Here is an 11,418-nt window from a genome sequence, read left to right as displayed (position 1 = left end):
TCTCCCGATCGGCCCGCTGCGCCCGCTGCCCCCGACCCGTCGGCCGGGCCGCGGCCCGGCCGACGAGTGCCGAGGCCCCGATCGTCCACGGCGGCAGGGCAGTTGGGGGCGAGGCCGTGACCCCGGGGAGGTGGCGCTCGTTGACGGAGTACGCGCGGAAAAGTGATGCGCGCTCACTCGGACGGGTGATCAAGGCCCGCTGGAGGCGGAACCCCTGAGCCTCGGGAGTAAAGTTAGGCTTACCTAACTTCCCAAGGGAGCTCCGCTGTGACCCTCACCGTCGGCACCTCCGCCGCGCCCGCCGGCGACGCGATCCTGCGCCGCCAGCGCATCCGCGAGTCGGCCGCCCGCACCTACGCCCGGTCCTTCCCGATCGTCCCGGTGCGCGCGAACGGCATGACCGTGGAGGGCGCCGACGGCCGCCGCTACCTGGACTGCCTCTCCGGCGCCGGCACCCTGGCCCTCGGCCACAACCACCCCGTGGTGCTCGAAGCGATCCGCCGCACCCTGGACAGCGGCGCCCCGCTCCACCTGCTCGACCTCGCCACCGCCGAGAAGGACGACTTCACCACCGCCCTGTTCGAAAGCCTCCCCGAGAAGTTCGCCGCCAAGGCCCGGATCCACTTCTGCGGCCCCGCCGGCACCGACGCCGTCGAAGCCGCCCTCAAGCTCATGCAGACCGCCACCGGCCGCCGCGGCGCGCTCGCCTTCACCGGCGCCTACCACGGTATGACCGCCGGCGCCCTCGCCGTCACCGGCAACACCGCCGTCAAGGCCCCCCTGCCGACCGCCGGCGAAGTCACCCGCCTGCCCTACCCCTACGCCTACCGCTGCCCGTTCGGCGTCGGCGGCGAACGCGGCGCCGAGCTCGCCGCCGCGTACACCGAGCGCCTGCTCGACGACCCGTCGGGCGGCGTCCTCCCGGCGGCCGCGATGATCCTCGAACCCGTCCAGGGCGAGGGCGGGGTCGTCCCCGCCCCCGACGACTGGCTGCGCGAGATGCGCCGGATCACCGCCGAACGGGACATCCCGCTGATCGTCGACGAGGTGCAGACCGGCGTCGGCCGCACCGGCCGGATGTGGGCCGTGGAGCACAGCGGCATCGAACCGGACGCCATGGTGCTGTCCAAGGCGATCGGCGGCAGCCTCCCGCTCGCGGTCGTGGTCTACCGGGAGGAGTACGACGGCTGGCAGCCCGGCGCGCACACCGGCACCTTCCGCGGCAACACCCTCGCGATGGCGGCCGGCGCGGCGACGCTCCGGTACATCGCCGCGAACGGCCTGGCCGCCCGCGCCGAAACCGTCGGCGCCCGGATCGCCGCCCGCCTCGACGGCGCCCGCGACCGCCTCCCCGTGATCGGCGACGTGCGTGGCCGCGGCCTGATGCTCGGCGTCGAACTCATCGACCCCGCAGGGGAGTCGGACTCCTGCGGGGCCCGGCCCGCCGACCCCGGGCTGGCCGTCCGGGTGCGCGAGGCCTGCCTCGCCCGAGGACTGATCGTCGAACTCGGCGGCCGGCACGACGCCGTCCTGCGGCTGCTCCCGCCGCTCACCATCACCGACGAGCAGGCCGACGCCGTCATCGAACGGCTCTGCGAGGCCGTCGAGTTCGCGATGCGGGGGACTGCGGGCTGACGGGATTTGGAGTTGACGAGGCGTCAAAAGAGTTGTTCAGAAGCAGAGTTGGAAGTGTGACGGGCATGGTGGAGTCAACCGGTCTCTCCGGTGGTGTGGGCGGCCCCGAGGCGTTGCGGCCGCTGCTCGCGCAGGTGCTGGCCGCGCTGACGGCGGGGGCGGTGCGGCGCGGCGGGCCGGTGGCGGCGGGGGAGCCGACGGCGGTCGCCGAGGAGGTCCGGGAGGTTCTCGCGCGGGCCCAAGGGCCGGGCGCGCTGGGGGAGTTGGTGGAACTCCTCGCGCACGGCGCGGCCGACCCGGCGGACCCGGCGTGCGCCGCGCACTTGCACTGCCCGCCGCTGGCCCTCGCGGTCGCCGCCGACCTCGCGATCAGCGCCCTCAACCCCTCCCAGGACTCCTGGGACCAGGCCCCCGCGGCCACCGCGCTGGAGACCGAACTCCTCGCCGAACTCGCCCGGTCGGTCGGCTTCCGGCCCGACCGGGCGGCCGGCGTGCTGACCACCGGCGGCACCGAGTCCAACCTGATGGGCCTGATGCTGGCCCGCGACCAACGCCTCGGCCCCGACGTCGAGTTGGACGGCATCCCACGCGGCGTCCGACCCCGGATCCTGGCCTCCGAGGTCGCCCACTTCTCCGTCCAGCGCGCCGCCGCACTGCTCGGCCTCGGCGAACGCGCCGTCCGCGCCGTCCCCGTGGACCGCCAACTGCGCATGCAGCCCGACGCGTTGGCCGACGCCTTCGCCGAAGCCGGCTGGGAGGGCGCCACCCCGATCGCCGTCGTCGCCACCGCCGGCACCACCGACACCGGCGCCGTCGACCCGCTGAACGCCGTCGCCGACCTCGCCGCCCGGCACGGCACCTGGCTGCACGTGGACGCCGCGTACGGCGGCGGCGCACTGTTCTCCGACCGGCTCGCCCCCCTGCTCGACGGCATCGACCGCGCCGACTCGATCTCCCTCGACTGGCACAAACTCGGCTGGCAGCCCGCCGCTGCGGGCGTCTTCCTGGTCCGCGACGCCCGCAGCTACGCCTCGCTCGCCCGCCGCGCCGTCTACCTCAACCCCGCCGACGACGAAGCGGCCGGCTACCCCAGCCTGCTCGGCCAGTCGCTGCGCACCACCCGCCGCCCCGACGCCTTCAAACTCGCCGTCACGCTACGGGCGTTGGGCCGCGAAGGCCTCGGCGAGCTGGTCGACCGCTGCCACGACCTGGCCCTGCGGGCGGCCGAACTCGTCCGTGCGGAGCCCGAGTTGGAGCTGCACTGCGACCCGGTCCTGACCACGGTGGTGTTCCGGTACGCCGCCACCGACGACAGCGACCACGTCAACGCCGAACTCCGCCGCCACCTGCTGCGCACCGGCCGGGCCGTCGTCGGCCGCACCGAACTCCCCGGCGCCGGCCCGGGCCGGGTGCGACTGAAACTGACCCTGCTCAACCCGCACACCACCGAACGGGAAGTGGCGGCGCTGCTCGCGGCCGTCGTGGCGAGCGGGCGGGAGGTGCGGAAGCGGACGGAAGCGGGGGCGTAGTGCCTCAGAGGCCCTTGAGCAGGATCTCGCTGAGGGTCTCCCACTGCTCCGGGTCCGCCGCCACCAGCAGGCCGTCCGTGCCGCCGGGCGGCTCGGGCAGGTACGGGCTGCCGTCGAAACGGGCCGAGCGGCCGCCGGCCTCGGTGATCAGCAGCGACCCGGGGGCGTGGTCCCAGGGGAGGGTGCGCCAGTACAGCAGGAAGTCGCGCTCGCCGGTGGCGACCAGCGGGTACTCGATCCCGGCGGCCCGACGACCGGGGTCGAGCGGGCCCAACGAGCGGGCGTTGTCGAGCAGTCGGTGGCTGGTGGGGGGATCGAAGTAGCGGGTCTTCAGGATGCCCGTCCAGGACTCCGGGGCGGTGGTGACCTTCTCCCGGGTCAGCCGCGTCCCGTTCCGCCAGGCCCCCGCGCCGAGTTCGGCCGTGTACGCGGTGCCGGAGCAGGGCTGCCAGATCCACGCCGCGACCGTCCGGCCGGCCCGGACCAGCGAGGCCATCACCGCGTACGAGGGCTCGCCGGCGACGAAGTTCTTGGTGCCGTCCACCGGGTCCACCAGCCACGCGGCCGGCTCCTCCAGCAACGCCCGGGCCAGCGCGGGATCGGCCGCCACCGCCTCCTCGCCGACCACCGGGACGGGCAGCAGTTCGCGCAGGCGCCGGGTGATGATCCGCTCGGCGTCCCGGTCCGCGACGGTGACCAGATCGCCGGGAGCCTTCTCCATCACCTCGCCCTCGGCCAGCGCCCGGAACCGGGGCTCGACCGCCTCCGCCGCCGCCTCCACGAGGATCTCGGTGACCTTCTCCATCAACACGCCCGCGCTCCCTTCACCGCCCCCACTCTCCCATGCCGGGCTGTGACGGGTGATGCGCAGGTGGCTGCTGGGACGAGGAGGGGAGGGCAGGGGAGGACGAGCGGTGCGTCGGCGGCTGCCGGGCCGGGAGCGGGGGCGTGGGGGCGTGGGGTGCGCCCGGGCTGTGACGGGTGATGCGCAGGTGGCTGCTGGGACGAGGAGGGGAGGGCAGGGGAGGACGAGCGGTGCGTCGGCGGCTGCCAGGCCGGGAGCGGGGGCGTGGGGGCGTGGGGTGCGCCCGGGCTGTGACGGGTGATGCGCAGGTGGCTGCTGGGACGAGGAGGGGGAGGGCGGCGGGGGAGGGCCCAGCGCCTGCCGCCTGCCGCCTGCCGTGCCGCAGGCGCTATTCGCGGCCCAGGCGTTCGTACTCGGTGCGGACCCGGCGGTCCATGGCGAGGGCGAACTGGGCGTCGTTGACGGCGCGGGCCAGGGGGCGGATGCGGTGGATGCGGTCGGTGAGGCGGGCGACCTCGGCGGGGGTGAGGTCCTGGACGTGGGTGAGCGCGCCGAGCAGGCGGTCGGCGATGAGGGTGACGAAGGTGTCGGCCATCGCGTCGGCGTACTCGCTGGCGCGCCGGCTGACCTCCAGGACGGCGGCCAGCGGCACCCCCTCGTCGACCAGGGCGACGGTGGCGTCCATCAGCCGGCGGCTGATGTGGGTGATGCCGTCGGCGTCGAGGGTGATGTAGCCCTGGGCGACGGATTCGGCGGTGTTCGCCTCGGTCAGCTGGTCGCCGAACGCGGCGCGCAGTTCGTCCCAGCTCAGGTGGACGGGCGTCTCGTCGGACCAGGGGGCGACCAGCGCGTCCTGCAGGCCGATCAGTTCGGCGACGTCGCGGCCGTCCTCGCCGGCGCCGATCAGTTCGGCGATGCCGCCGAGCGCGTGCCCGCGTTCCAGCAGTTCGGCGATCAGGCGCAGCCGGGCCAGGTGCTCGGGGCCGTACCAGGCGATCCGGCCGGCCTTGCGGGGCGGCGGGAGCAGGCGGCGCTCGCGGTAGAAGCGGACGGTGCGCACGCTGATGCCGGCCGCCTCGGCGAGTTCGGCGATGCGGTACTCGCGCGGGGGCTCGCGGTCCTTCTCGGTCTCGGCCACGCCGGTCAGCATAGGGCCGGCCGGGCGGGCCCGGTACACACGGAATCCTCGCCGTCCGCACTATTCCACTCGGTGTCAATAAGGGCTACTCTGCCGAACACGCCAGCGATTACTGGCAGCTTCCAGGGCCCCGTTCGCAGCTCCGCCGCCCGCAGTCCCACCCCTCAGAGCCACTCCCCAGCCCCACCCCTCAGCGCCGCCCGGCCCGTGCCACCCCACCCTCGCCAGGAGGATCCCGCCCATGGCACCCCGCACCAAGAAGCCGCCCGTCCCCGCCGAGCCCGACCCCGTCGAAGCGCAGCCCGTCCCGCACGTACGGGTCGCCGTCATCGGCTCCGGCTTCGGCGGCCTCGGCGCCGGCGTCCGACTGCGCCGCGCCGGCATCACCGACTTCGTCATCCTGGAACGCGCGGACTCCGTCGGCGGCACCTGGCGCGACAACTCCTACCCGGGCTGCGCCTGCGACGTCCCCTCGCACCTGTACTCCTTCTCGTTCGCGCCGAACCCCGCGTGGCCCCGGGTGTTCTCCGGGCAGCCCGACATCCGCGCCTACCTGGAGAAGGTCGCCGACACCTTCGGACTCCGCCCGCACCTGCGCTTCCGGGCCGAGGTCACCGAACTGCGCTGGGAGGAGGAGCACACCCGGTGGCGGGTCACCTCCCGGGCCGGCAGCTGGACCGCCGACGCCGTGGTCTCCGCCGCCGGACCGCTCGCCGACCCGCAGATCCCGGACCTGCCCGGCCTGGACGGCTTCCCCGGCAAGGTCTTCCACTCCTCCCGCTGGGACCACGACTACGACCTCGCGGGCAAGCGCGTCGCCGTGGTCGGCACCGGCGCCTCCGCCGCGCAGATCATCCCCGCCATCCAGCCCACCGTCCGCTCCCTGACGGTCTTCCAGCGCACCCCCGCCTGGGTCCTGCCGCGCGCCGACCGCGAGATCACCGGCGTCGAGAAGTGGCTGCACGGCAAGCTCCCGCCGAGCGGACTGCTGCGCCGCTCCGCGCTGTTCGCGATCCGCGAGCTCCAGGTGGATGCTTTCGTGCGCCGTCCGCAACTCCTCAAGCTGGTTCAGCAGGTGGCACTCCGTCACATGCACCGGGCGATCGCCGACCCCGCGCTGCGCGCCAGGCTCACCCCGGACTACCGGATCGGCTGCAAGCGCATCCTGCTCAGCAACACCTACTATCCGGCGCTCGCCGCCCCCAACACCCAGGTGGTGGCGGCCGGTCTGCGCGAGTTGCGGGGCTCCACCCTGGTCGCCGCCGACGGCAGCGAACACGAGGTGGACGCGGTGGTGTTCGGCACCGGATTCCACGTCACCGACCTGCCGATCGCCGAGCGGGTGTACGGCATCGGAGGCATGCCGCTGGCCGAAGCGTGGAAGGACGGTATGGAAGCGCTGCGCGGCTCCACCGTGCGGGGTTTCCCCAACCTGTTCTTCCTGATCGGCCCGAACACCGGGCTCGGCAACAACTCGATGATCCTGATGATCGAGTCCCAACTCAACTACCTGATCGACGCGCTCACCACGCTGGACTCGGTCGGCGCCACCGCCATGCAGCCCACCGAACGGGCCCAGCGGCAGTGGAACCTCGAACTCCAGCACCGGATGAGCCGCACCGTGTGGACCACCGGCGGCTGTCGCAGCTGGTACCTGGAGGAGGACGGCAAGAACACCGTGCTGTGGCCGGCCTCCACCAGCGCCTTCCGCCGTGCCACCCGGCATGTCGACCTCGCCGAGTACGAACTCCTCAAGCGCACCGCCCCCTCGGGCGGTGCGCTCGACCCCGAGGCGGTGCCCGTATGAGCCCCCGTATCCCCGCCGACTGCGTCCTGCCGGACCCGGCAGCCGTCCACACCGTCCGCTCCGCCGACGGCGCCGAACTCAACGTCGAGGAGTACGGACCGCAGGGCGCGCCGCTGCTGGTGCTCGCCCACGGCTGGACCTGCTCCACCACGTTCTGGGCGCCCGTGATCAACCGGCTGGCCGGCGACTTCCGGGTCATCGCCTACGACCAGCGCGGCCACGGGCGCAGCCCCGCCCCGGCCGGCGCCGCCGGGTACGGCACCGCCAAGCTCGCCGAGGACCTCGAAGCGGTGCTGGTCGCGACCGTCCCCGCCGGGCGCCGCGCGGTGGTCGCCGGGCACAGCATGGGCGGTATGACCATCATGGCGGCCGGTGGCCGCCCGGAGGTGGCCGCCCGTACCGCCGCCAACGTGCTGCTCAACACCGGTGCCGGCGAACTCGTCGACGAGCAGACGGTGCTCCCGGCCTTCGTGCGCGGCCGGACGCTGCGGCGGCTGCTGAGCCGGCCGGTGCTGCAGTCCCGGCTGTCGCTCGGGCCGATCAACGGCATCAGCCGGGCCGTCCTCAAGTACGCCACCATGGGCCCCGCCACGCCCGCCGACCGGGTCCAGGCCTGCGCGCAGGTGGTGCACGCCTGCCCGCCCAAGGTTCGCCACCAGTGGTCGCTGGTGCTGGACGTGCTGGACGTGCACGCCGAACTGGCCCGGATCACCGCGCCGACCGCCGTCGTCACCAGCAGCAACGACCGGCTGACGCCGCCGGTGCACTCGCGCCGGATCGCCGCCGCCCTGGCCGACCCGCGCGGCCTGCTGGAACTGTCCGGCGCCGGCCACATGAGCCCGCTGGAGCGGCCCGCCGAGATCGCCGACGAGATCCGCCGGGTCGCCGCGCTGGTCGCCGACGAGCTCGCGGCGGGCGCCGTCCCCGTCGGCGCCGACGACAGCGCCGCCCCCGAAGTCCCGTCCCAGTCCGCCGTCGTGGAGGAGACCGCATGACCCCGCCGCTGTCCTCGCAGGTCGTCGTCATCACCGGAGCCGCCCGCGGCCTCGGCGCGCTGATGGCCCGCAAGCTCGCCGACCGGGGCGCCAAGGTCGCGCTCGTCGGCCTGGAGCCCGCCGAGCTCAAGGCCGTCGCCGCGCAGTGCGGTGAGCACGCCTCCGCCTGGGAGGCCGACGTCACCGACCTGGACGCGCTGACCGAGGTCGCGAACCGGATCAAGGACCGCTACGGGCGGATCGACACCGTCGTCGCCAACGCCGGCATCGCCCTCGGCGGGCCGATGCAGGACAGCGACCACCGGGCCTGGACCCGCGTCATCGAGGTCAACCTGCTCGGCTCCGTCGCCACCGCCCGGGCCTTCCTGCCCGCCCTCGCCGAGAGCCGCGGCTACCTGCTGCAGATCGCCTCGCTGGCCGCGCTCACCCCCGCCCCGCTGATGTCCGCCTACTGCGCCTCCAAGGCGGGCGTCGAGTCCTTCGCCCACGCGCTGCGCGCCGAGGTCGCCCACCAGGGCGTCAAGGTCGGCGTCGGGTACCTGAGTTGGACCGACACCGACATGGTGCGCGGGGCCGACCAGGACGCGGTGCTGCGGCAGATGCGCGCCAAGCTGCCGTGGCCCGCGAACAAGACCTACCCGATCGGCCCGGCCGTGGACCGCCTGGTGGCCGGCATCGGCCGCCGCTCCCCGCACGTCTACGCGCAGGCCTGGCTGCGCGGCATGCAGTCGATCCGCGGGTTCCTGCCCGGCCTGATCGCCACCGTCGGCTCCCGCGACGTCGCCAAGCTCGCCCCGGAGCTGAAGGCCACCGCCGACACCCGGCTGCGCCCGGTGGGGGCCGGCGGCGAAGCCGACCGGAACGCCCTGGCCGCCAAGGCGAAGTGATCGTCGATCGGACGGTCGGGCGGGCGGTCGGACGGTTGCACGGTCGGATGGTCACACGGCCGCACGATGACGAGCGGACAATCGGTTCAGGAGAGAGACCGATTGTCCGCTCGTCATAGTGGGATGGTCGGATCAGCGGGTCGGGTCAGCTGCCGTGCACCGACAGCTCGTACAGCGAGTACCCCCACTGGGTGGCCCGCGCCGTGCCGTGGAAGCGCACGTACCGGGCCGCCGTCGGCGCGAACGCGGCGGTGTCCAGCCCGCCGTCCCCGGCCGCGGTGGACCAGACGGTGCGCCAGGTGCTGCCGTCCGTGGACACCTCGATCCGGTAGCCGGCGGCGTAGGCGCGCTCCCAGTCCAGCGTCACCCGGTCCACGGTGCGCACCGCGCCCAGGTCGACCCGCAGCCACTGGTCGTCGCTCCAGTCACTGGCCCACCGGCTGGAGCGGTCGCCGTCCACCGCCCGGCCCGGCTGGTAGGAGGTGAACGGGTTCCACTCCGAGGAACTCGCGGAGGCCGCCGACCCGGTCGCCAACTCCCGCCCGGCGGAGTGCCGTTCGGTGGCCTTCCAGGTGCCGAGGTAGGACTGCGCGCCCTTCATCAGGTCGTTCACCACGCCCTGCCCGCCGCTGAGCCGGATCTGCTCGATCCAGTCCGGCAACAGCCCGGCGTGCGCCATCCCGTCCGTGTTGACGTCCCACGTCCGGGAGCCGGTCACCTGGCGGTCCAGCACCGAGCCGCCGTCCGCGCTGCGGAACGGGTACGTCACCGCGTTCGGCGCGCCCGCCCCGACCGGGCCCGGCCAGCCGCCGACCCCGTTCAGGTCGCTGCCGTAGCCGTAGCCGACCCGGTAGGTGTCGCGCAGCGCCTTGGTGCGGTTCGCCTCCGCCACGAAGCCGTTCGCGTCGTGCGGGTACTGCGTCGCGAACCCGCCCAGCCGGTACAGGCGTTCGGTCCAGCCGAGGTCCATCCAGCTGTGGCTGGACAGCACCCCCGGGTAGGCCTGCGACTCCAGGAGCTCGAAGGCGCTCTTCGCCGCCTTGACGCTCATGTGGTCGACCTCGACCATCATGTGGCGCTGCATCATGCCGCGCAGCGCGTAGTCGCCGAGCTCGGTCAGCCCCCGGGTGTTGCACTGCGCCGCCGCCGTGTAGGTCGGCAGGCTCACCCCGGCCGGCAGCATCCCCTGCGCCTGCGCGGTCGGCAGCCCGATCGGATTGTCGTGCTGCGGGCCGGTGCACTGCTCGGTGGCCCAGAACGTGCCGGTGGACAGGAACTGCCCGGCGTTCACGGCCACCCCGGTGGCGCCCTCGTCGAACCGCACGCCGCACAGCGCGTTGTCGAACTTGTGGCACAGGAACATGCTGCGCACCCCGAGCGCGTACAGCTCGTCCAGGCCCCGGTCGATCGCGGCCCGGTCGCACTGCGGCACGTCCAGGATCTGCTTGCACCCGAACGGCTCGGAGGTCTCCACCCCGAGCACCACCGCCAACTTGCCCTGTTCCACCACTGATCGGGCCTGATCGGAATCGGTCACGATGCGGAACCAGCCCTTGCCGGGCCCGCCGTACATCGTGTCGATGTACGCCTGGAGCTCGTACGACTTGCGGGCCTCGGTGCGGATGGCGTCCATCTCGTCGCAGCCGCGGTCCTTGTACGGGTAGATCGAGCACAGCAGCCCGTTGGTCACCAGGTCGTTGACCAGCACCCGCTCGCCGCCGCGCCAGGCCCGCTCGACCCAGGCGTAGTAGTCCTGCTGGTGGCTGAGCGAGTCGTGGGCCGGCCAGTCGGCGAAGGTCGGCCAGCCGACCGGGTCGTGGTGGCCGTCCGCGCCGCCGGTGACGTTCTCGAACAGCGCGAGCGAACCGTCCGGGTAGTGCTCCGGGCAGTCCTTCAGTGCGTCCGCGGCGCCCTGCGGGGAGAACGCGGCGCCGCAGATCACCCGGCCGCCGAAGCCCTCGGCGGACATCAGGTGGTTGTGCGCGTCGACGAAGCCGCGGACGCTGCCGTCGGCGGCGGTGCCCCGGAACGGCTCGCCCGTCACATTGATCTGCGAGTCCGGGGCCGGCCGCGCGGTGGGATTCCACCACCCGTCCGCGGCACGGGCGTTGGAGCCCGGCACGGCGCCGGCCCCGGCGGCCAGCGCGGCCGCGAACAGGAGCAGCGGCAGCAGTCGGGCGAGGACGTTCCTGGTGCGATGGTTTCCGATCATGGTCACCTCTCGGCTCGGGGAGGCGGCGGTTTTCCCGAGAATCCCGAGCTGTTGACGGGGCGTCAATAGATCGGACGGGATTACTGACCGGTCAGTATCACGTTCGCCCAGCTGTGCCGACTTGTCGACAAGTGGTCGCGATCGGGAACGCGCAACGGGCCCGCCCCGTGGGGAGGGGGCGGGCCCGTCGCGAACGTCACGCGCGTCCGGCCGTCAGGACCGCCAGGGGCGGGGACGGGCCGGACACGCGACTTCTATCCAGAACGGGTGGAGCTGAACGAGCATCGGTTTCTACTCCCGAGCGAGACGGACACCGCGTGGGACGGCGGCGATGCCCGAAACCGTAGGGTGATCGGACCGGTGCCACGGCGGGGCACGCCGCCGGCCCGGTACGCGTCGCTCGAAGAGCG

The 11,418-nt window shown here is 73.6% G+C and carries 8 protein-coding genes; 5 read left to right on the top strand and 3 right to left on the bottom strand.

Annotated features, from left to right (window positions below):
• Nucleotides 1-267 precede the first annotated feature (267 nt).
• Together ACWEMJ_RS15355 and ACWEMJ_RS15350 are read left to right on the top strand one after the other, a co-directional pair.
• Nucleotides 268-1,635 carry a diaminobutyrate--2-oxoglutarate transaminase family protein gene (locus ACWEMJ_RS15355; protein ID WP_452137517.1) on the top strand — a complete coding sequence of 456 codons (1,368 nt, stop codon included), beginning with the start codon at nucleotides 268-270 and terminating at the stop codon, nucleotides 1,633-1,635.
• Nucleotides 1,636-1,700: 65 nt separating this feature from the next.
• On the top strand, nucleotides 1,701-3,164 hold the full coding sequence (locus tag ACWEMJ_RS15350) for a pyridoxal phosphate-dependent decarboxylase family protein (RefSeq protein ID WP_452137516.1): 1,464 nt from the start codon (nucleotides 1,701-1,703) through the stop codon (nucleotides 3,162-3,164).
• Nucleotides 3,165-3,168: 4 nt separating this feature from the next.
• Here the strand turns inward: ACWEMJ_RS15350 and ACWEMJ_RS15345 are convergent, their stop codons facing one another.
• The gene (locus tag ACWEMJ_RS15345; RefSeq protein WP_452137521.1) at nucleotides 3,169-3,969 is read right to left on the bottom strand and encodes an inositol monophosphatase family protein; all 801 of its coding nucleotides are present in this window, start codon (nucleotides 3,967-3,969) and stop codon (nucleotides 3,169-3,171) included.
• Between the two features lie 388 nt (nucleotides 3,970-4,357).
• On the bottom strand, nucleotides 4,358-5,107 hold the full coding sequence (locus tag ACWEMJ_RS15340) for a MerR family transcriptional regulator (protein ID WP_452137515.1): 750 nt from the start codon (nucleotides 5,105-5,107) through the stop codon (nucleotides 4,358-4,360).
• A 241-nt stretch (nucleotides 5,108-5,348) separates the two neighbouring features.
• Here ACWEMJ_RS15340 and ACWEMJ_RS15335 point away from each other — a divergent pair, with 241 nt between their 5' ends.
• From ACWEMJ_RS15335 to ACWEMJ_RS15325, 3 genes are read left to right on the top strand one after another with little or no spacing between them, the layout of a single operon-like run.
• The gene (locus tag ACWEMJ_RS15335) at nucleotides 5,349-6,914 is read left to right on the top strand and encodes a flavin-containing monooxygenase (protein ID WP_452137514.1); all 1,566 of its coding nucleotides are present in this window, start codon (nucleotides 5,349-5,351) and stop codon (nucleotides 6,912-6,914) included.
• A complete protein-coding gene (locus tag ACWEMJ_RS15330) occupies nucleotides 6,911-7,909 on the top strand; it encodes an alpha/beta fold hydrolase (RefSeq protein WP_452137513.1) in 999 nt (332 codons plus the stop codon). Before ACWEMJ_RS15335 ends, ACWEMJ_RS15330 begins: the two co-directional genes overlap by 4 nt.
• A complete protein-coding gene (locus ACWEMJ_RS15325; RefSeq protein WP_452137512.1) occupies nucleotides 7,906-8,796 on the top strand; it encodes an SDR family oxidoreductase in 891 nt (296 codons plus the stop codon). Before ACWEMJ_RS15330 ends, ACWEMJ_RS15325 begins: the two co-directional genes overlap by 4 nt.
• A gap of 145 nt (nucleotides 8,797-8,941) precedes the next feature.
• Here ACWEMJ_RS15325 and ACWEMJ_RS15320 read toward each other — a convergent pair whose 3' ends face one another.
• Nucleotides 8,942-11,008, bottom strand: a complete 2,067-nt coding sequence (locus tag ACWEMJ_RS15320; RefSeq protein ID WP_452137511.1) for a discoidin domain-containing protein — start codon at nucleotides 11,006-11,008, stop codon at nucleotides 8,942-8,944.
• Nucleotides 11,009-11,418: the final 410 nt, after the last annotated feature.

The sequence above is a fragment of the Kitasatospora sp. NPDC004531 genome (genome assembly GCF_053602195.1).
Note: the sequence above shows the minus strand (reverse complement) of the source record. Positions and strands in the feature narration are given on the sequence as shown.